The sequence below is a fragment of the Cutibacterium porci genome (assembly GCF_009696315.1).
Classification (GTDB): Bacteria; Actinomycetota; Actinomycetes; order Propionibacteriales; family Propionibacteriaceae; genus Cutibacterium; species Cutibacterium porci.
Window position 1 is genome coordinate 23,984 of the sequence record NZ_VUMG01000002.1, and the last position, 20,757, is coordinate 44,740.

A 20,757-nucleotide genomic window follows, 5' to 3' on the forward strand; every position below is an offset into this window, starting at 1 on the left:
AATGGGTGTCAGCCAAGTCTGGAAGGAGAGCCTCAATGGCTCCTCTGCTCATCGCGAATGAAGCGACCATCATCATCATCGTGCTCCTTGCACTCGTGCTGTTCGGTGGTTCCCGCATTGCTGGCGTCGGTAAGGGCGCTGGCCGGGCTATCCGTGAGTTCAAGGAAGAGACTGCAGGGCTGGATAAAGGCAAAGACACGAAGGCCGAGCAGGACACTAAGGCCACCGAAGCTGACGTCGCCAAGAGCGAAACCAAACCAACTGAGTGATGGCCACGGATACTCAGCAGCCCGACGGTGAGGATCACCGCAGGTTTGCCCGATTCCGCCCGCCCCAGGCTGGGGAAGGCGGCACAATGTCTCTCCTGGACCACGTCCGGGAGCTCCGTTACCGGATCATTGTGTCGCTTATCGCGGTGGTGATTACGAGCTCCGTAGCTTTCGTCTTTTACCGGCCGCTGGTTGAGATCGTCATGTACCCATACCAGCAGGCCAGCCGCGCCATCAAGATGAAGAATCCGACGGCCTCACTCCAGGTTGTCAACACCGGCGTCGTCGCTCCATTTATGCTGAATATGAGGGTTGCGATCGTTGCTGGACTCATCGCGGCCTGTCCTATGTGGCTCTATCAGATTTGGGCTTTTATTGTTCCTGGCTTGCTTGTCAACGAGAAAAAGTGGGCGTTGCGATTTCTAGGGTCGGCTATCCCGTTATTCCTTATTGGATCGGCGCTGGGGTATTGGGTGCTGCCTAAAGGCATTGCCCTCATGCTGAACTTCACACCTCATGGCATGGGCATTACCAATTTGCTCGATATGAATGCCTTCTTGGCGCTGGAGATTCGCGTCATTTTGCTCTTCGGCGTGAGCTTTCTACTGCCGGTGGTCTTGGTGCTGCTCAATCTGGTCCACGTCCTGTCGTCTGCACAGTTGAAGTCGGCACGGAAATGGTCGATCTTTGGGTTTTTCTGTTTGGGGGCGTTTGTAAACCCATCTGGTGACCCTATTTCCATGTGCGCCCTCGCTATTCCGTTGAGCGTCATGTACGTCATTGCAGAGTGGATTTGCCGCAGTAACGAACGCAAACGGTCTACTGACAATATGGGTATTGATAAGTCCGAGTTCGACATCCAGATCGACTGAGCAATCCTAAGATGCCCGATGGTCAACCTTGTCGGGCTGATCTCGTCGTAGCTTCCCGCTAGGTTGGGGGTATGAGCGAGACTCTCGACCGGTTCATTGCCGGGCTGTCCTTCGATCTCGACGAGTATCAGGTGAAGGCCTGTCAAGATCTCGACGACGGTGCTGGCGTTCTCGTGGCCGCTCCGACTGGGGCCGGAAAGACGGTGGTGGGGGAGTACGCCACTGATTTGGCGTTGGCATCGGGGCTGAAGTGCTTTTACACGACGCCTATTAAGGCGCTATCTAATCAAAAGTTTCACGACCTAGCCGCCCGACATGGTGACGACGCTGTCGGTTTGCTCACCGGCGACGTCACCATTAATTCACAAGCCCCAATCGTCGTGATGACGACTGAGGTCTTGCGGAATATGATCTACCGAAATTCCCGCTCCCTCGACACGTTGGGGTGGGTGGTGTTGGACGAGGTGCATTACCTCGCAGATCGGTTCCGCGGCCCGGTGTGGGAGGAAGTCATCCTTGGTCTCGATTCGCGCGTCAAAATCGTCGGGCTGTCAGCAACCGTCTCCAATGCTGAGGAATTTGGAGAGTGGCTTGATGAGGTTCGTGGTGACGTCAGGGTCGTCGTATCCGAGCGACGCCCGGTACCGCTCACTCAGCACGTGGCGGTTGCGCGGCATCTCTACGACCTTTTTGACCCGCGCCGTCCTACCGAGGTCAACCCCGAGCTAGTTTCGATTGCCAGAGACGAGGCCCGCTTTCAGCGTGACGATTCCCGGCGTCCGCGCGGACGATCTGGCAAAGGGAAACGTCATGTCTCTTACGGAACTGGTCGATTCGGTGGGGCCGCGGCACAGCGTCGGGGACGCGACAGCAGGCCTGGCGGCCCACGCAACCAGCCGAGCCGCATCCAGGTAGTGCGTTCCCTCCACAAGGCCAACCTTCTACCGGCCATCGTCTTCGTCTTCTCGCGCAGCGGCTGCGACGCCGCCGTCAGCCAATTGCTGAACTCCGACCTCGTGCTCACCAGTCAGCAGGAGGCCCGTCAGTTGCGACGCATCGTGCAGCGACATGGCGAAGGCTTGACCGATGAGGAACGACGTGCGGTCGGGTGGAATCATTTCGTGGCAGCTTTTGAACGCGGTATTGCGGCTCATCATGCTGGGCTGCTCCCGGTAGTGAAGGCGATCGTCGAGGAGGGGTTCGTAGCCGGGTTACTCAAGGTCGTCGTCGCCACCGAGACTCTCGCCCTGGGCATCAATATGCCGGCTCGGACCGTCGTACTGGAAAAGCTCGTTAAATACAATGGCCAGACTCATGCTGATATCACCCCCGGTGAGTACACCCAGTTGACCGGACGTGCTGGGCGTCGTGGGATTGATACTCAAGGACATGCCGTCGTTTGCTGGCAGCCAGGCATGGATCCGCGAGCGGTGGCTGGGCTCGCCTCGCGTCGTACTTACCCACTCAATTCAGCTTTCGTGCCGACATACAACATGGCTGTCAACCTCGTCGGATCGATGGGACGAGACAAAGCTCGCGACCTGTTGGAGCACTCCTTCGCGCAGTTCCAAACTGATCGCAGGCTGGGAGGTTCGGCGGTTCGTAACCGGCAGACCCAAGCTGAGATCGACGCCTACATCAGAGCAGCGCACTGTGAGCAAGGGAACTTTACCGAGTATGCCCGGTTGCGAGAACAGATCAGAGAACTAGAACATCAGCAGGCAAGACTGCGCAAAGCTGACCGTCCCAGCCACGTCGCTGATTCGCTGTCGCGTATTGACCCTGGCGACGTCATCGCAGTGCCATCTGGACCCCATGCCGGGTGGGTCGTTGTCATAGACCCTGGCACTCACGGTCACAGGGGCCAGCGTCCCCGTCCCCTCGTTATGACACCGGATAGGGCAGTGGTTCGCCTCAGCCATCACGACATTGACGCCCCCGTGGCGCGAGCGGCGGGTGTGAAAGTCCCGCGCCACTTCCATCCCGGAAACCTTGCCGATCGTCGCAATCTGGGCAAGGCCTTCGATCGGGTGCTTGATGGGCTGGGAAAACCGATAGTGCAGCGCCATCGCGTCGACGCGGATGCTGAGCTCGTCGGCCAGATCGCAGAGCTACGCGCCCGGATGAAGGCTCATCCTTGCCACTCTTGCCCCGATCGGGAATCCCATGCTCGTTTCGCTGAACGCGCTATGAGGCTTAGCCGTCGTAGCGAGAGGACACTAGCGAAAGCGCGCGCCAAGGCGACCTCAATCGCTACCCAGTTTGAGCGGATCGCGCTGGTGTTAGAGGCGCTGGGATACCTCGGCGAGGGTGGCCAGTCCGTTACCGCCGCTGGCCAGATGCTCTCCGGTATCTATTCTGAACTTGACCTCGTCACAGCTGAGGCTATTCGACGCGGAGTCTTCGACGGTTTGGATTGTCCGCAATTGGCAGCGGTGCTGTCGACGATTGTTCACGAGTCACGGCCAGGGGACCGGGGTCATCTTCACCGCATGCCCGATGCAGCCAGTGAAGCAGCGGAGTCGCAGCTACGAGCCGTTCGAGCTGAAATTGGGCTACTCGAGCGTGACCACCGCATTGACCGTCCCCGAGACCTCGATATTGGTTTTGCTGAGGCTAGCTACGCCTGGGCTGCTGGCGCGGGCTTGCAGACTGTGCTTGACGACATGAGCGCCGGTGACTTTGTGCGCCGAGTGCGTCAGGTGTGCGACCTCGCCGGACAGATCGCCCATGCCGGTGTCGGGGAAGCCCTCGCTCACACGTGTCGCCAAGTGGTGGGAGCCATGCAGCGCGGGGTCGTCACCATGGATCGGGAGGACTGAATCACTGGACGGAAATGTGCGGCCCGGTAGCCTGATGCTATGGCTGTGGCTGTGCGTGTCATCCCGTGTCTGGACGTTAAAGACGGGAGAGTCGTCAAAGGGGTCAACTTTGTGGGGTTGCGCGATGCCGGTGACCCGGTTGAGCTAGCTGCTGAGTACGGGAGGCTCGGTGCTGACGAGATCACGTTTCTTGACATTTCCGCCTCAAGTGAAGGGCGAGCCACTACTCGAGAGATGGTGACGCGATGCGCGGAGACGGTCTTTGTGCCTTTGACCGTCGGTGGTGGAGTCCGAGGGGTTGACGACGTCGACGTCTTGCTCAGGTCGGGAGCAGACAAAGTCGGCGTCAACACTGCAGCAATCGGACGTCCCGAAATGATCGACGAGATTGCCGACCGCTTTGGCAACCAAGTCATTGTGCTGTCTGTCGATGCCCGACGTGAGCCAGATCAGCCGTCTGGTTTCGGGGTGACGACCCATGGCGGCCGCTGCCGTGCAGGGTTGGATGCCGTGGAGTGGGTGCGTGAAGCCGTCGGGCGTGGGGCTGGTGAGATTCTGCTGAACTCAATGGATGCCGACGGGACGACTGAGGGCTTTGATATTGAGATGATCGAGGCTGTGCGAGCAGTTGTTGACGTCCCTGTCATTGCGTCCGGTGGAGCCGGAAAAGTATCCGACTTCGTCGAGGCAGTGCGTGCCGGCGCCGACGCAGTGCTCGCCGCATCAGTCTTTCACTACCGCACGTTGACGATCGCACAGGTCAAGGATGGCCTTCGCGATGCCGGCTTTGACGTCCGTTGAGTAAACATCTCTTCTAGGGGCAGTCAGTGTGGTAGTCATGATTCATGGATTGCCTTTTCTGCTCAATAGCCGCGGGCGACATCCCAGCGAAGATCATTGACTCAGATGACGTCTCTGTCGCGTTTCTCGATATCGAGCCATTCCAAGATGGGCACACTCTCGTCATCTCGCGTAAGCACGTCACGAGCGTCCTCGACGATGATGGGGAGCTGGCGCGTATCAGCCCGATGGTCACCAAGGTGGCTCGTCGCCTCGTGGATTCTCTCGGAGCTTCTGGGGTCAATATCATGTCCAACGCTGGCGAGGTCGCCGGCCAGAGCGTCCATCATTTGCACATTCATGTCATTCCCCGATACGACCGCGAACCGGGTATCAGTGCCATTCGGTCAACGATGCCGCGCCGCCCCATCGAGGAGGTCGCGGCCATCGTGACGGGCGACCCCCACCGCAAATAGCTCACAATATGAGACGTTTGTCCGAAACCGTTGACGGCTGGCCGTTCATGCACGAGGATCACTGCCATGAGCGGCCAGTTTCTCGTTATTGGCTAGCGTCCTGATCCTTTCGGACAGGGCGCTCCCTCGTATGCCACACGGCAGCGAGGGTTTTTTCTTGTCCGGGACTTTGAGGCACCAATGAAGGGCACCGCTCCACGACCACAGAGGGAGGACGACATGGCTGACAAACCGCGGCATCCACGAATGATGATGGGCTCGCAAATCATCATTGAGAGTCTCGAGATACTCGGCGTCGACGTTGTCTTTGGGCTTCCCGGCGGTGCGATCATGCCGACCTACGACCCGCTCATGGATTCCGCGAAGGTGCGGCACATTCTGGTGCGCCACGAGCAGGGAGCAGGTCATGCCGCCGAGGGATATGCCGTCGCTACCGGAAAAGTTGGGGTGTGCATGGCGACGTCTGGCCCTGGCGCCACTAACCTCGTCACCCCGCTCTATGACGCCTATCTCGATTCGGTACCTATGGTGGCTATCACTGGGCAGGTCGGTTCCAGTCTCATCGGGACTGACGGTTTTCAGGAGGCCGATATTCGCGGCATCACCATGCCGATTACCAAACATAACTTCCTTGTGACTCGCGCCGAGGACATCCCACTGGCGATGTCGGAAGCTTTTCACATTGCCTCTACCGGTCGGCCCGGGCCGGTTCTCGTTGACATCACCAAGGATGCCCAAACCGCCGTCGTGCCATTCACATGGCCCAAGCAGCACGATCTGCCTGGCTATAAGCCGACGACACGTCCCCACAGCAGGCAGATCAAGGAAGCGGCCGACCTTATCCGAGCTGCTCATCGGCCTGTTCTGTATGTTGGCGGTGGCGTGGCTAAAGCAGATGCTGCCAACGAGCTGGCACGCTTGGTCGCTCTGACGGGTATTCCTGTCACGACGACTCTTATGGCTCGAGATGTCTTCCCAGCCACTCATCCGCTCGCGTTGGGAATGCCGGGCATGCATGGCGCTGTTGCAGCCGTTGGAGCCTTGCAACGGGCCGACCTTCTCGTCGCCGTGGGTGCCCGATTTGACGACCGCGTGACCGGACGTCTCGATACATTCGCTCCCGGCGCCAAGGTCATTCATGCAGATATTGATCCGGCTGAGATCGGTAAAAATCGCCACGCTGACGTCCCAATCGTCGGTGATGCCAAATTAACGTTGACGCGACTGGCTGAATCCCTGGAAGGAAAAGATCTTCCCGATATTTCTAGCTGGGTTCGTCAGCTGCAGCGGATGAAACAGATTTATAAGCCGTCATGGGAGGAGGCGCCGGAAGGGGAGATCTCCCCACAGCACGTCATCCAGCGTATCGGCGCGTTGGCACCTCAAGACACCGTCTTCGTCACAGGAGTGGGACAACATCAGATGTGGGCGTCCCATCTTCTACCGCACGATCAGCCACGGTCATGGCTGACGTCAGGTGGTGCCGGAACGATGGGGTACTGCATCCCTGCGGCGTTGGGCGCCAAAATTGGTCGTCCGGAATCGACTGTCTGGGGTATTGATGGTGACGGCTGTTTCCAAATGACCAATCAGGAACTCGTCACGGCGGCCCTCAATGGTGCTCCAGTCAAAATTGCCATCATCAACAACAATGTGCTTGGCATGGTGCGGCAGTGGCAGAATCTTTTCTTCGATTCCAGGTTCTCTCATACTGACTTGCACTCTGATCGCCTCCCTGATTTTGTCAAGCTTGCTGAGGCTATGGGCTGCGCTGCTTTTCGAGTCACGGATCCGGACAAAGTCGATGAGGCGATCACGGCTGCCAACGAGATCAATGACCGTCCAGTCGTGGTGGAATTCGTCGTTCACACGGACGCCATGGTGTGGCCGATGGTGGCTTCCGGAGCTAGCAATGACGACATCAAGATTGCCCGCGACCTTGCCCCGGACTGGGGGGACGCTGGCGACGATGGTGCCTGCGCCAACGAGAACGACAGCGACGACTGAGGAGATGAGATGAGCAGACATGTATTGTCGGTGTTGGTGACGAATCGTCCGGGTGTGCTGACCCGAGTATCGGGCCTGTTTGCCCGCCGTGGTTACAACATCGAGTCTCTGACTGTGTCGCCGACCGACGATCCCAGTCAATCCCGGATGACGATCGGGGTGAATGTCGATTCCGCGCAAGCCCTTGAACAGATTGTCAAACAGCTCAACAAGCTCATTGAGATTCACAAAATTGTCGAGCTAGAGCCGAGTGCGGTCGTCCGTGAACTCATTCTTGTGAAGGTGCGCTCCGACGTTGAGAACCGTTCCAAGATCATCGACACTGTCGCGCTATTTCGAGCTAAGGCTGTCGACGTCTCATTAAAGTCGTTGACGATCGAGGCGACCGGAGGACGTGAGAAGCTGGATGCCTTACTGCAGATGCTCGAACCCTTCGGAATTATTGAACTTGTGCAATCCGGACAGGTGGCCCTCAATCGCGGTGCCGCCTCCCTCGGGGCGAAACGCTCCAGGTGATGTTCCAAGATTTCAAACCCCGACACCAGCAAGGAGAGAAACACAACCATGGCAAAGATCTATTACGACGACGACGCTGATCTGTCCATCATTCAAAACCGCCAGGTAGCGGTCATCGGTTACGGTTCCCAAGGCCATGCCCATGCCCTCAACCTGCGTGACTCTGGCGTTGACGTTCGAGTCGGTCTGCGTGAAGGCTCTGCGTCAATTGCCAAGGCCGAGGCTCAAGGCTTGCGGGTGTTGCCTATTGAGGACGCCTGCGAGGAGGCCGACCTGATCATGGTGCTCGCCCCCGACCAGAACCAGCGTCAGCTCTACGCCGAGCAGATCGCGCCGCATCTTCACGACGGAGACGCCCTGTTCTTCGCCCACGGCTTTAATGTCCACTTCGGCTACATCAAGGCCCCTCAAGGCGTCGACGTGTGCATGGTGGCCCCGAAGGGTCCTGGTCACATCGTGCGCCGCGAGTACGCTGACGGTCGCGGTGTTCCGGTGCTGGTGTGCGTTGAGCAAGATTCCTCTGGCAAGGCGTGGGACCTCGCCAAGTCTTATGCCAAGGCGTTGGGTGGTCTTCGTGCTGGCGGTATTGAGACGAGCTTCCGGGAAGAGACCGAGACCGATCTTTTCGGTGAGCAGGCCGTGCTGTGTGGAGGTCTGTCGCACCTCATCCAGGCCGGCTTCGAAACACTCACTAACGCTGGTTACCAGCCCGAGATGGCGTATTTCGAGGTTTGCCACGAAATGAAGATGATCGTCGACCTCATCATTGAGGGCGGTATTTCCAAGCAGCGTTGGTCAATCTCTGATACCGCCGAGTATGGTGATTATGTTTCCGGTCCGCGTGTGATTGACGATCACGTCAAGCAGAATATGAAGGCCGTCCTTGATGACATTCAATCTGGCGCTTTTGCGAAGCGTTTCATTGACGATCAGGATGCTGGCGCTCCAGAGTTCAAGAAGCTTCGCGAGGCTGAGGCACAACACCCGATTGAGGCCACCGGAAAGGAACTACGCAAGATGTATTCCTGGTTGGCAGCTACCGATGAGGACTACACCGAGGGCAGCGCCGCTCGTTGAGTTTGCTGATGTGACATTGGGGCCCGTAACACGTTGCGGGCCCCAATCCTGTATCTCCCGTCAACCGCGTGGAGATAGCCGACACGCGACAATAGCCGCCATGTCGGAGGCAAGTTGAATCTCGGTGGCGTGAACTTTCGGATGGGTCAGCCAAGCCAGCCTGGTGGTATCGACGGTGCCGTTGATATCGCGAGGAGGGAAACCATGGCTGGGGGGCATATCGTCGATAACGACGAGGCCCCCGACTGAAACCGCCTTAAGTATCTCGTCGACGTCGCGCACCCGTGCCACCCGGATCGGCACTGACAGCAATCCAAAAGGGCCATAGTCGAGTAGGTCATCCCAGTCGCCCTCAATAATGTCGACGTCGAGATCGGCCAGTACCTCGCGAGCTCGCGCGCAAACGGTGGGATCTGGCTCATAACTGACGACCTTGGTGCGTTTACGCGCCCCTAGTCGTAGCCAGGCAGCTCCCGCTCCTGACCCTGTCTCGCACTCACCGACAGCGCCATGTACCCCGGCCGCCAGGGTGGCCATGAACCGGCCAGTCTCATTGCGGGTTGTGGTGAAATAGCCCATCTCCAATGCATTGTGGAGAGCTTTCGTCACTGGTTCAGGTATCTCGGGAATGGGTAGCACGGAGCCATTCTGCCAGTCAAAGTCTTCTACGTTAGCTGAGGGGATCGTTACTGATCAGAGCCGTTGGGCAATATCTCGACCGATTTCACTGGTGGTGCGAGAGGGTGAGCAGATCCTAGCTGCAATGTCGGCTGAAACGGCCTCGCGGACGCGCGCCGCATCCTCAGGGCGGTTAAGGTGATCCAGCAGCAATGCTATTGACAAGATTGCCGCCGTTGGGTCGGCCTTACCCGTGCCGGCAATGTCAGGTGCCGAGCCATGTACCGGCTCAAACATTGACGGATATCTGCCGGACGTATTGATATTGGCGCTTGGGGCCAATCCGATGCCTCCGGTCACTGCCGCGGCAAGATCGGTAATGATGTCGCCGAAGAGATTATCGGTGACGATGACGTCGAATCGCTGCGGGTTTCGCACCAAAGCGATCGTGGCAGCATCGACGTGCAGGTAATCAGCGGTAACAGTTGGGAACTCAACGGCGACCTCGTCGACTATGCGGCGCCACAGTGATCCGGCATTGACGAGCACATTGTGTTTGTGAACCAAGGTGAGACGACCGCGTCGAGCAGCCGCACGAGTGAACGCGTCTCGGACGACCCTTTCCACTCCGAAGGCGGTGTTGACGCTCACCTCGGTGGCAATCTCGTGTGGGGTGCCGGTGCGTACCGATCCGCCATTGCCACAGTAAAGACCCTCGGTACCCTCCCGACATACAATGAAATCAATTGGCCCAGCCTCCGTAATATCCGGCGATAACGGTGTTGACGTACCTGGATACCACGTGAAGGGACGCAGATTGACGCCATGATCGAGGGCGAAACGAAGTTTGAGTAGCAGGCCGCGTTCTAATAATCCTGACGGTACTTCGGTTGAGCCGGGGGCAGCGCCGATGGCACCGAGCAGGATGGCGTCGTCGTGGGCAATTTCGGTTAAAGTCGAGTCGTCAAGAATTTCCCCGGTAGCCTTCCAATGCGCGGCACCAAGGTGATATTCATGGGTGGAAAATGCATCAGATCCGACGGCCCGCTCCAACACCTTGAGCGCTTGCTCAGTGACTTCGGGTCCGATTCCGTCTCCGCCGATGACGGCAAGTCGCGTCACGTCGTTAGTCATAGGCAAACCATAGCCATAATGTCCACAATATGATCTGCTGATTCACTAAATGGGATAGCCGGCTCGGCTTGGGTGTAGCGTATGGCCATGAGTTTGCGCTTTGCTTCTGCTGACGATCTGACGTGGTCCTCCGACGAGCGGATCGCGCTGGAACATGCCAATCCACGATTCGGTGCTGTCTTTTCCGACCATATGGCCGTCGCCACATGGAAGGCTGGTGAGGGCTGGGCCGACGACGCCGTGGTCAACTACCAGGGCCTCGATGTCAATCCCGGCAGCGCCGTCCTGCACTATGCCCAGGAGATTTTCGAGGGCTTGAAGGCTTACCGCCACGCTGACGGTTCTATCTGGCTTTTTCGCCCTGACCAGAACGGTGAGCGCTTTGTTCGGTCGGCTGAGCGTCTCGCCCTACCTACGTTGCCAGTTGACGACTTTGTCAATGCATGTGTTCGCCTCGCCGATGTCGACTCGCGCTGGGTTCCTGAGCCAGGTGACAGCGGCGAAAAGTCTCTCTATCTTCGGCCATTCATGATTGCGTACCAGGACTTTCTTGGTCTTGCCGCAGCAAGCACCGTGCTGTTCTCCGTTATTGGTTCTCCCGTCGGCGCCTACTTCGCCAGTGGGGTGAAGCCACTGCGTCTCCTCGTGGAACGCACACAGGCTCGGACGGCTCGCGGGGGCACTGGTGAAGCGAAGTGTGGAGGCAACTACGCAGCCTCCCTGCGCTCCCAGATTGAGGCTAAAAAGCGCGGCTGCGATGAGGTGCTTTTTGTTGATGCCGTTGAGCATCGGTGGATCGAAGAGCTAGGTGGCATGAACTTCATGGCTATCAGCAAGGATGGTCAGCTCGTGACTCCTGAGCTTGCTGGCACCATCTTGCGCGGCATTACCCGTAAGTCCATATTAGAGGTCGCCCCCGATCTCGGTCTTGAGCCTGTGGAACGCAAGATCGGTATTGACGAGCTCCTCGGCGGTGTGCGTTCAGGTGAGTTCCCAGAAGTTTTTGCCTGCGGTACGGCTGCTGTCGTCACACCTATTGGCTCTTTCCTGGACGGAGATACCGATGTCCAGGTTGCTGAGCCTACTGGAAAGGCCACCATGGAGATTCGTCGCCGTCTGCTCGACATCCAGTTTGGGCGCGCTGAGGACACCCACGGCTGGTTGAAGCGGGTCCGTTGATCGCTTTTCAAAGATGACCTATTACGACCCTTGGGGCCGGTTCACGCGCTGTGAACCGGCCCCATCGGTTGCGATCATGCCACGATGGTGTCGGCAACGATGTGTTGAGGCTGGAAGGATTGGCCGACGGTAAAGGCGTCAGTGATGGCCTCTTCAGCCCCCGCAATCGAGGCCGGGGTGTCAGTGAGGAGGGTGGCTAGAGGCTGGCCTGAGATCACGCGGTCTCCGGGGCGAACCCGCAACATGACGCCCGCCGCAGCCTGCACCGGGTCTTCCTTGCGGGCACGACCGGCGCCCAAACGCCAAGCGGCCATGCCAATGGACATCGCATCAATTCCGGTGATGACGCCAGCCTCGGTGGCAACGACATCCTGAGAATGGCGGGCCACCGGCAGCGGAGCGTCGGGATCGCCGCCCTGGGCACGAACCATGGTGCGCCAGACATCCATCGCTGCGCCATTGGCAAGGACATCAGCCGGATCGATACTGTCCAAGCCTGCCGATTGAAGCATCTGACGAGCCAGTGCAAGAGTAAGTTCAACGACGTCGGCTGGGCCTCCGCCAGCGAGTACCTCCAGGGATTCAGCAACTTCGATGCCGTTACCGCATGCGTAACCGAGTGGAACGTCCATGCGGGTCAAGAGGGCAGTGGTGTGCACTCCGGCAGCCTTACCTAGCCCGACGAGACGACGGGCAAGTTCGCGAGCATCCTCCTCGGTCTTCATGAATGCCCCCGAACCGGTCTTGACGTCGAGAACAAGACTGTCAGTTCCTTCGGCGATCTTCTTGCTCATAATGGACGAGGCGATCAACGGAATAGACTCGACGGTTCCGGTGACGTCTCTCAGCGCATAAAGCTTCTTGTCAGCAGGAGCAAGTCCCGGGCCAGCTGCGCAGATGACGGCGCCGACGTTCTCCAGCTGGCAGACCATCTCGTCGTGGGACAGATCCGCTCGCCAACCGGGAATGGCCTCCATTTTGTCGAGTGTGCCTCCGGTATGGCCTAGGCCCCGACCAGACAGTTGCGGAACGGCAGCACCACACGCCGCTACGAGGGGAGCGAGCGGCAGGGTGATTTTGTCGCCGACACCACCAGTTGAATGCTTGTCGACGGTAGGGCGCGATAGCCCGTCAAAGGTCATCCGCTCACCTGAGTCGATCATGGCCGTCGTCCAGGTGGACAGTTCGGCGTCGTCGAGTCCCTGGAAGTACACCGCCATCGCCATGGCAGACATTTGTTCATCCGCGACGATGCCATCGGTGTAAGCGCGGATAAGCCAGGTGATCTGGTCTGGCTCGAGAGTCTGGCCCTCGCGCTTGGCGCGGATGAGGTCAACGACGGAGTAGGTGCTGGTCATGGCGCAAGTATGGCAGGAAGCATCCCATCTCGGCGCGTGGATGGTGTCGGCTCACGCCGTTAGTCTTGATCTATGCGTATTGCCCGGTTTATCGCTGCTGGTTCCGACCCTGCCTTCGGGATTGTCGAGCTTGCTGCAGATCACGGAGATCACCCCGATACTATCGCCGTCATCACTGGAGACCCAGTGGCAGCACCGGTTCAATACACCGGCGCCCGTCACGATCTCGCTGACGTACGGCTGCTCTCCCCAGTGATTCCGCGATCCAAGGTCATCGGAATTGGCCGCAACTACGTCGAGCATATTCGCGAGCTGGGTAATGACGTCCCGAGCCAACCGCTGCTATTCGTGAAGCCGAATACCTCAGTTGTGGGTCCAGATGAATCTATTGTGCGACCGGCTGCGTCCTCCAACCTGCACTACGAAGGGGAGCTGGCTATCGTCATTGGTCGGATTTGTAAGGATGTACCAGAAGACAGGGCACAGGAAGTTATCTTTGGGTTCACTGTTGCCAATGACGTCACGGCTCGCGATTTACAGAACTCTGACGGTCACTGGGTTCGCGCCAAGGGAGCTGACACTTTCTGCCCGCTAGGGCCATGGATGGTGACCCATTTTTCCATCGCAGAAGCGTCTCATCGTCAAATTGTTACTCGGCTTGATGGTAAAGAAGTTCAGCACGGTAATACCAATCAAATGATCCACACTATTCCCAAGCTCATCTCTCATATTTCCTCGTTCATGACCTTATTGCCGGGAGACGTCATTCTCACGGGAACCCCTGCCGGGGTTGGGCCGATGGAGCCTGGGCAGCGCGTTGAGGTTGAGATCGAGGGGATTGGGACGCTAGCGAACACCGTTGTGGACGCCTGATGGCGACTCCTGCCGCGTCCCGCCATACCACGGTGAGCGATCCTGAGCCACGGGTCGACTACACCCGGGTCCTCCTTAATTCATCTGCAGGCCCGACGCTAGGGCTGCTCGGGCTCATCGGACTGCTGCTGGGATATGCCGTCGTTGTGCCCTGTCTGTTGTACGTCTTCCTAGGCGTGGGCTGGCTGTGTGAACATACCGATGGGGAAGGGTTCGGCGCTTACTACAAGCGAGCGTCCGGGTACCACACCGTTGGGGGACTGGTAGCTACCCACGCAGCTCTGGCTAGCCTTATCGTCGTTGTCCTCGTGCTAGCGCGCTATGTCAACCATCGTGCGCCGCGATGGGTGGCTTCAGTACAACCAGGTATTCGCTGGCGATTCGGGCTATTGGTAGGGCTCGTCGCTGTCGTCGTACTCAACCTCACGCAGCTGCTGGTACGGGGGGGAGCAAACTCCCATTACACCGTTCCCCATCACTGGTGGGTGTGGCTGTTGGCGATCATCATTACGTCGCCATTTCAGGCTATCGCTGAGGAGATGTTTTTCCGCGGCTACCTCATGAATGTCATTTCTGGGCTTGCTATGAACCTGCCAGAAAAGACCGGTCGCTGGGCGGCGGTCGTCATTTCTGCCCTCATTTTTGCTCTCATGCATGGGACGCAAAATGTGTGGCTTTTCGCAGATCGGTTCGCCTTCGGTCTGCTCGCTGGTTGGCTCGTCATCGTCACGGGAGGCATTGAGGCTGGCGTGGCAGCGCACGTCGTCAACAATCTCTTTGCCTTCGGGTATGCCGTGTTTTTGGGCGGGGTGTCTCAGGCTCGCGGCATGACGGCGATGGGATGGGTGGATGCAGCGTGGGACATTGGTGGCTTTTTGGCGATCGCTCTTGCCGGGTGGTGGATCGGAAGTCTTATGAGAGTGGCCCGCCGGACACCGGCCTGACAAGAGACTTCACTCTGATTTGCCAAGTTGGCAGACGGTCGGTTAAAGTTTCTCGTCGTTGCGCCACTGAGATTCAACATGGTGGAGCGGCATTGGGGTATGGGGTAATTGGCAGCCCGACTGATTCTGGTTCAGTTAGTCCAGGTTCGAGTCCTGGTACCCCAGCGGGGAGGCCATATCCATGAAGTTGCACACGCAGCGAGTGGATTGCTAAGGTTTTCCAGCCCGGTTTGGAAACGAAGTGGGAATAATTGAAGACAGGTTTCAAGAGCCGAATGTGACGGTAATTGAACACCTCAATGGCCCCGTAGTGCAGCGGCCTAGCACGCGGCCCTCTCAAGGCTGAAACGGCGGTTCGAATCCGCTCGGGGCTACTCAAGGATAGATGGCCCGGACCTTACAGGTCCGGGCCATCGGTATGCCATGACACTCAGCTAAGAGCTCGACGATGCCGACAAGGTGCAGCGTGCTCGTGTAGTTTCACTGCGCGGATCGGCGCAGGACCTCCGATAGGCGCCCTCCAGCCGCGACGACAGCTGGAGCGTGAATACGCCCAGGCTGGCGGGTGAGGCGCTCAATTGGCCCTGACACCGATACTGCCGCGATGACCTTACCGGAGGGCGAGCGTACCGGGGCCGAGACTGATGCCACACCAGTTTCGCGTTCGCCAACAGATTGAGCCCAACCGCGCTTGCGCACTGCCGCCAAGGTGACTGCAGAGAAAGCGGAATTACTCAAACCGCGCCGAATCTTATCGGTGTCTTCCCACGCCAGCAGGATTTGGGCGGCGGAACCGGCGTCCATCGACAACACTGACCCGACCGGAATAGTGTCGCGAAGTCCAGTGGGACGCTCAGCTGCTGCGGCACAGACTCGGCTGCCCGCTTGACGTCGATAAAGCTGAGCGGATTCGCCGGTGATATCACGTAGCCTGGCTAGGATCGGCCCAGAAGCAGCCAAGAGACGGTCTTCGCCGGCGGCTGCGGCAAGTTCTGACAATCGCGGGCCAAGAACGAAACGGCCTTGTAAATCACGTGCGACAAAGCGGTGGTGTTCTAGGGCACGAGCCAAGCGATGGGCCGTTGGGCGAGCTAGCCCAGTCATTTGAACTAGTCCTGCTAAGGAAGCTGGTCCAGTTTCGAGGGCCGCCAATACAAGGACGGCCTTGTCTAACACTCCCACACCACTTGATTCGTCCATATGCCGATACTAGCGTTTCGAATCCTGACCGTCGAGCCAGAATGGGTGCCGTCGAGCGGTGAGCCACGCCGCCAGCAATGACACCGCACGTCAGGAAAGGGAAGGTGCGATGGGAAGAACGTTGAGCGAGAAGCTCTGGGACGCCCATGTTGTCAGGCACGGGCACGACGGGGAACGCGACCTTCTCTACATCGACCTCCATCTCATCCACGAAGTTACGAGTCCGCAGGCTTTTGATGGGCTCAAACTAGCTGGCCGAAAGGTTCGTCGCCCCGATCTGACTCTCGCTACCGAAGACCACAACATTCCCACTGTCGACATCCTCAAGCCAATTGCCGACCCAGTCTCGCGCGCCCAAGTTAATGCTTTGCGTGCCAATGCTCCCGAGTTCGGTGTGCCGCTGCATCCGTTAGGGGACGCCGATCAAGGGGTTGTGCACATTATTGGCCCCCAGCTCGGTCTCACGCAGCCTGGTATGACCGTCGTGTGTGGAGATTCCCATACATCTACGCACGGTGCTTTTGGGGCGTTGGCCTTCGGTATTGGTACCAGCGAGGTTGAGCATGTGCTGGCCACTCAGACCTTGCCGCAAGGTCGTCCGAAAACCATGGCAGTCACGGTGGATGGGGAGTTGCCCGATGGCGTGACGCCCAAAGACCTTATTTTGGCACTCATCTCCAAGACCGGAACCGGTGGGGGACAAGGCCATATGGTGGAATATCGCGGTGAAGCCATCGAGAAGATGTCGATGGAAGGGCGCATGACGATCTGCAATATGTCGATTGAGTGGGGCGCTCGTGCTGGCATGGTTGCTCCAGACGACACGACGTTTTCCTACCTTCAGGACCGTCCGCACGCTCCGCGCGGGCAGCAATGGGACGAGGCCGTTGCGTACTGGCGAACACTTCGCACTGACGACGACGCTACTTTCGACGCTGAGATCCATGTGGACGCATCGACGCTGACCCCCTTCGTCACCTGGGGCACGAATCCGGGACAGGGGGTTCCCCTAGATGGGGTGGTCCCAGCGGTCGAGGATTTTGAGGACGAGGTTGCTCGCAGTGCAGCTTCTCGAGCCTTGGAGTACATGGATTTGACGCCCGGAACCAGGATGCGCGATATCGCCATTGACACCGTATTTCTTGGATCGTGCACGAATGGCCGTATTGAGGATTTACGTTTGGCAGCCGACATTATGAGGGGACGCCATATCGCGGCGGGCACCCGAATGCTTGTCGTACCTGGATCGGCGCGTGTGCGTCTGCAAGCTATGGAAGAAGGACTCGACGAGGTCTTCACCAACGCTGGTGCGCAATGGCGTGGTGCCGGATGCTCGATGTGCCTTGGCATGAACCCCGATCAGCTAGCACCCGGTGAGCGCTCGGCATCCACCTCGAATCGCAACTTTGAGGGACGTCAGGGCAAAGGCGGGCGCACTCACCTTGTGTCTCCGGCCGTCGCTGCTGCCACTGCAATCGTTGGGAGGTTGGCTAGCCCAGCTGATCTGTCACCTAAGGAGAACTGAGATGGACGCATTCAGCACTCATACCGGTGTCCCCGTGCCACTGCGACGCGCGAACGTCGACACTGACCAAATCATCCCGGCGGTCTACCTTAAGCGGATTACCCGTACCGGATTCGAAGACGGGCTGTTTGCGACGTGGCGCACCGAATCCGACTTCGTCTTGAATCACGAGCCTTGGAGCCACGGATCGATCCTCATCGTCGGTCCTGACTTCGGAATTGGATCCTCGCGTGAACATGCCGTATGGGCCTTGCAGAACTATGGGTTCAGAGTCATCATTGGTTCCCGTTTTGCCGATATTTTCCGCAACAACTCTGGCAATAATGGCTTGTTGCTGGCTCAAGTTGAGCCCGCAATCGTCGAGACGCTGTGGGACTATGCCGAGCAGCATCCTGGTGAGCAACTCACCGTCTCCCTCCAGAATCGGACAATTAGCCTTCCCGACGCGAGGACCTACTCATTCCACATCGACGACGTCACCCGGCAACGTCTGTTAGCTGGTCTTGACGCTGTTGGTGAGACTCTCAAATATGCCGACGCTATCGCAGCATATGAGGCACATCGGCCATCTTTCCTACCAACGACCTCCGCAGCGGGCTAGCTTTTCGCCATCCCTCGGCCGGTCCCTGTGAACAGGAGAGAGCCGATAAGGTGAGGTGATCCAGTTGACTCAGGAGGGACCCCGTGGCTCTGCCCGCCGTGACTAACCCAGCCGACACTCCCGGTCTGATTTTCCGGATGGGTGTAGCAGTGCTGTACCCGCTTGCTCATACGCTGACGAGGTTTGACCATCATGGCGGCGAGAATCTTCCCTGCCCTGGGCCAGCACTCGTCGTGAGTAATCACGTGTCGAACTTCGATCCAGTCGTGTTGGGGTCTTTTCTTGTCGCCAACGGGCGATGGCCGCATTGGCTTGCAAAGAAAGAGCTGTTCTCCGTGCCCATTGTTGGTTGGGTGGCATCGGCAAGCGGACAAATTCCAGTAGACCGAAAGGGGCCCAACCCGGCTAAGGTTCTTGACGACGCCAAAGCGGCGCTTGATAAAGGCATGACGGTTGTCATGTACCCCGAAGGTACGATCACCGCTGACCCGCTCCACTGGCCAATGACCGGGCGCACGGGGGCTGCGCGTTTGGCGCTGGAGACCGGCGTCCCCGTCATTCCAGTGGGGCAGTGGGGGCCGCAAGAGGTTATGGGGTACAAAGAGATGACGTTCCCGAAGCTGTGGCCTCGTAAGACGATGAAACTGTACTGCGGCACTGACGTTGAGCTGTCGGACTTGCGAGGGCGTCATGATATTGCGGCAGTCAGGGAGGCTACGAACCGCATCATGGATGCCATCGACGCTCAGGTTGCCAGGGCTCGGGGAGAGTTCCCGCCGCCGGATCGTTACGACATGCGTAAGGGGACTCGCGTGTCCAAGTCTATTGCCCCTGCGCGGCCCGTCGTCGACCCTCACTGACGTGTCGGCTCGGTAGTGTTGGGTGACGTCATACGGAAAGGACCTCACATGAATCGCATCCATGTGGCTGTCATCTTTGGTGGGATGAGTCCAGAGCATTCGATCTCCTGCCTTTCAGCGGCGAATGTGGTGGCTGCAATTGATACCGAACGATTCGATGTCTCTGGTGTTGGCATTAGCCATGAAGGAATTTGGGTGCGATATGGGGTCGACGAAATTCTCGCTCTTCCCGCTACTGGTCAGCTTCCTACCGTCGAAGTGGGAGATCGCCCTCTGGTATCGGTCAAACAGATGCCCGAAGGCACGTGCGTCGTCGATACTGAGGGAAATGCCGATGTGGTCCAGGTGGCATTCCCAGTATTGCACGGCCCGTTCGGTGAAGATGGCACTATTCAGGGCCTGCTAGAAATGGCCGGGGTGAGGTATGTCGGGTGCGGGGTGGCAGCGAGTGCTAATTGCATGGACAAGCATCTCACCAAGATGATTCTTGCGGAGGCTGGAGTTTTAGTTGGGCCTTATGTCGTCGTACGTGATCATGAATGGCGTGAGGATAGAAAAGCCGTCTTTGACGCTATTTCCCAGCTGGAATACCCACTGTTCGTAAAGCCGGCTCGTGGTGGATCGTCGATCGGCATCTCTCGCGTGACAAGCTTGGGCGGTCTGGAGGCGGCTATTGAGACGGCTCGTGAGCACGACAGTAAAGTTCTTGTTGAGCAGGGGATTCGTGGACGTGAGATCGAATGCTCTGTCCTTGACGGTCACCACGGCTCTGCCCCCCGCGCCTCCGCGCCAGGTGAGATCGTTATCCATAATCCTGACGACTTCTATGATTTTGAAGCCAAATACCTCAGCGGGGAGCAAAAAGCATCGGTTCAGGCTCGCGCAACACTTGACGACGACACTCGCCTTCGAGTGCAAGAAGTAGCGATCAAAGCGTTTCGGGTGCTCGGTTGTGAAGGGCTTGCGCGTATCGACACCTTTGTCACCCCTGACGGCGCCGTGTACGTCAATGAGCCTAATACCATGCCCGGGTTTACGCGCACGTCAGGATTCCCACTCATGTGGCAAGCCAGCGGGATGAGCTACCCCCAAATCGTCAGTGAACTTATTGACCTGGCTCTGGAAAGGCCACTCGGGCTGCGCTAACTAGTATGCGCTGATGGGGCTTTGGGGAAAATACCTCATTGGCATGGCCGTTCCAGGGGCATTTTCTTGATCGTTGTCGAAAGGTCGACTAATGCGTCGGCTTGAGGGGCATAACTGGTAGGAACTGTCACCTCGACGTAGCCAGCCCTTCCTATGGTGGTGAATCTCCAGCCGTCGTCAATCTGTTCGGAAAACCACCCGACGTCATTGACGACGTCGCATCGTGACGTAAGTTGCAGGTCAGCAGGCTTGTTGACTCCACAGCGCAACACGATGCGTGGATCACCCCACGTTGCCACGGTGGCGTCATGGTCGTCCAATCTCGCACCGGCAACCGTTTGTGGCAGATCGGCCATGACGGCTCGACATCCAGCCACAGCAGCACCCGTGGGAGAGGGATGGGCAATCGGGTCCTGCCGATGAGAGCAGCCCGTCGTCAGGATAAGGACCGCTAGTACGGTTGCACATAGGGATGCATGATAGATGCGCACGCACTCACG

Annotated in this window: 20 protein-coding genes and 2 tRNA genes; 17 read left to right on the forward strand and 5 right to left on the reverse strand. The window is 58.3% G+C overall.

What is annotated here, in order from left to right:
• The first annotated feature begins 35 nt into the window (after positions 1-35).
• From FYJ43_RS03965 to ilvC, 8 genes are all read left to right on the forward strand, one after another.
• On the forward strand, positions 36-269 hold the full coding sequence (locus tag FYJ43_RS03965) for a twin-arginine translocase TatA/TatE family subunit (RefSeq protein WP_154562314.1): 234 nt from the start codon (positions 36-38) through the stop codon (positions 267-269).
• Complete coding sequence (tatC, locus tag FYJ43_RS03970) at positions 269-1,141, forward strand: twin-arginine translocase subunit TatC (protein ID WP_154562316.1); 873 nt, start codon at positions 269-271, stop codon at positions 1,139-1,141. Before FYJ43_RS03965 ends, tatC begins: the two co-directional genes overlap by 1 nt.
• Before the next feature lie 71 nt (positions 1,142-1,212).
• The gene (locus FYJ43_RS03975; protein ID WP_154562318.1) at positions 1,213-3,963 is read left to right on the forward strand and encodes a DEAD/DEAH box helicase; all 2,751 of its coding nucleotides are present in this window, start codon (positions 1,213-1,215) and stop codon (positions 3,961-3,963) included.
• Between the two features lie 39 nt (positions 3,964-4,002).
• A complete protein-coding gene (hisF, locus tag FYJ43_RS03980; protein WP_154562320.1) occupies positions 4,003-4,764 on the forward strand; it encodes an imidazole glycerol phosphate synthase subunit HisF in 762 nt (253 codons plus the stop codon).
• Positions 4,765-4,808: 44 nt separating this feature from the next.
• The gene (locus tag FYJ43_RS03985; protein ID WP_154562322.1) at positions 4,809-5,219 is read left to right on the forward strand and encodes an HIT family protein; all 411 of its coding nucleotides are present in this window, start codon (positions 4,809-4,811) and stop codon (positions 5,217-5,219) included.
• 219 nt (positions 5,220-5,438) lie between these two features.
• Positions 5,439-7,226 carry an acetolactate synthase large subunit gene (locus tag FYJ43_RS03990; protein WP_195839897.1) on the forward strand — a complete coding sequence of 596 codons (1,788 nt, stop codon included), beginning with the start codon at positions 5,439-5,441 and terminating at the stop codon, positions 7,224-7,226.
• 9 nt (positions 7,227-7,235) lie between these two features.
• Positions 7,236-7,742, forward strand: a complete 507-nt coding sequence (ilvN, locus tag FYJ43_RS03995) for an acetolactate synthase small subunit (RefSeq protein ID WP_154562326.1) — start codon at positions 7,236-7,238, stop codon at positions 7,740-7,742.
• Positions 7,743-7,790: 48 nt separating this feature from the next.
• Entirely contained in the window at positions 7,791-8,819 is a 1,029-nt protein-coding gene (ilvC, locus tag FYJ43_RS04000; protein WP_154562328.1) for a ketol-acid reductoisomerase, read from the forward strand.
• A gap of 60 nt (positions 8,820-8,879) precedes the next feature.
• Here ilvC and FYJ43_RS04005 read toward each other — a convergent pair whose 3' ends face one another.
• Together FYJ43_RS04005 and FYJ43_RS04010 are read right to left on the reverse strand one after the other, a co-directional pair.
• Positions 8,880-9,458: an O-methyltransferase gene (locus FYJ43_RS04005; protein WP_326833331.1), complete on the reverse strand. Its 579-nt coding sequence runs from the start codon at positions 9,456-9,458 to the stop codon at positions 8,880-8,882.
• A gap of 54 nt (positions 9,459-9,512) precedes the next feature.
• On the reverse strand, positions 9,513-10,571 hold the full coding sequence (locus FYJ43_RS04010) for a 3-isopropylmalate dehydrogenase (RefSeq protein WP_154562330.1): 1,059 nt from the start codon (positions 10,569-10,571) through the stop codon (positions 9,513-9,515).
• 87 nt (positions 10,572-10,658) lie between these two features.
• Here FYJ43_RS04010 and FYJ43_RS04015 point away from each other — a divergent pair, with 87 nt between their 5' ends.
• Complete coding sequence (locus FYJ43_RS04015) at positions 10,659-11,750, forward strand: branched-chain amino acid aminotransferase (RefSeq protein WP_154562332.1); 1,092 nt, start codon at positions 10,659-10,661, stop codon at positions 11,748-11,750.
• A gap of 74 nt (positions 11,751-11,824) precedes the next feature.
• Here the strand turns inward: FYJ43_RS04015 and FYJ43_RS04020 are convergent, their stop codons facing one another.
• Positions 11,825-13,108 (reverse strand): thymidine phosphorylase, encoded by a 1,284-nt coding sequence (locus FYJ43_RS04020; protein ID WP_154562334.1) that lies wholly within the window; start codon positions 13,106-13,108, stop codon positions 11,825-11,827.
• A gap of 72 nt (positions 13,109-13,180) precedes the next feature.
• Here FYJ43_RS04020 and FYJ43_RS04025 point away from each other — a divergent pair, with 72 nt between their 5' ends.
• From FYJ43_RS04025 to FYJ43_RS04040, 4 genes are all read left to right on the forward strand, one after another.
• Positions 13,181-13,981: a fumarylacetoacetate hydrolase family protein gene (locus FYJ43_RS04025; RefSeq protein WP_154562336.1), complete on the forward strand. Its 801-nt coding sequence runs from the start codon at positions 13,181-13,183 to the stop codon at positions 13,979-13,981.
• Entirely contained in the window at positions 13,981-14,925 is a 945-nt protein-coding gene (locus FYJ43_RS04030) for a CPBP family intramembrane glutamic endopeptidase (RefSeq protein ID WP_154562338.1), read from the forward strand. Before FYJ43_RS04025 ends, FYJ43_RS04030 begins: the two co-directional genes overlap by 1 nt.
• 93 nt (positions 14,926-15,018) lie before the next feature.
• Positions 15,019-15,090: transfer RNA gene (locus FYJ43_RS04035), tRNA-Gln, on the forward strand.
• Between the two features lie 136 nt (positions 15,091-15,226).
• Positions 15,227-15,299 (forward strand) — tRNA-Glu (locus FYJ43_RS04040).
• Positions 15,300-15,405: 106 nt separating this feature from the next.
• Here the strand turns inward: FYJ43_RS04040 and FYJ43_RS04045 are convergent.
• Positions 15,406-16,125 (reverse strand): IclR family transcriptional regulator, encoded by a 720-nt coding sequence (locus tag FYJ43_RS04045; protein ID WP_154562340.1) that lies wholly within the window; start codon positions 16,123-16,125, stop codon positions 15,406-15,408.
• A gap of 109 nt (positions 16,126-16,234) precedes the next feature.
• On the opposite strand from FYJ43_RS04045, the gene leuC reads away from it, so the two are divergent.
• From leuC to FYJ43_RS04065, 4 genes are all read left to right on the forward strand, one after another.
• The gene (leuC, locus tag FYJ43_RS04050; protein WP_154562342.1) at positions 16,235-17,650 is read left to right on the forward strand and encodes a 3-isopropylmalate dehydratase large subunit; all 1,416 of its coding nucleotides are present in this window, start codon (positions 16,235-16,237) and stop codon (positions 17,648-17,650) included.
• 1 nt (position 17,651) lies between these two features.
• The gene (gene leuD / locus FYJ43_RS04055) at positions 17,652-18,251 is read left to right on the forward strand and encodes a 3-isopropylmalate dehydratase small subunit (protein ID WP_154562344.1); all 600 of its coding nucleotides are present in this window, start codon (positions 17,652-17,654) and stop codon (positions 18,249-18,251) included.
• 137 nt (positions 18,252-18,388) lie between these two features.
• Positions 18,389-19,111 (forward strand): lysophospholipid acyltransferase family protein, encoded by a 723-nt coding sequence (locus tag FYJ43_RS04060; protein WP_154563289.1) that lies wholly within the window; start codon positions 18,389-18,391, stop codon positions 19,109-19,111.
• 48 nt (positions 19,112-19,159) lie between these two features.
• Positions 19,160-20,257 (forward strand): D-alanine--D-alanine ligase family protein, encoded by a 1,098-nt coding sequence (locus tag FYJ43_RS04065; protein ID WP_154562346.1) that lies wholly within the window; start codon positions 19,160-19,162, stop codon positions 20,255-20,257.
• 35 nt (positions 20,258-20,292) lie between these two features.
• Here FYJ43_RS04065 and FYJ43_RS04070 read toward each other — a convergent pair whose 3' ends face one another.
• Positions 20,293-20,748, reverse strand: coding sequence for a DUF3515 domain-containing protein (locus tag FYJ43_RS04070; protein ID WP_326833332.1), 456 nt, complete (start codon positions 20,746-20,748; stop codon positions 20,293-20,295).
• Between the last annotated feature and the right edge of the window lie 9 nt (positions 20,749-20,757).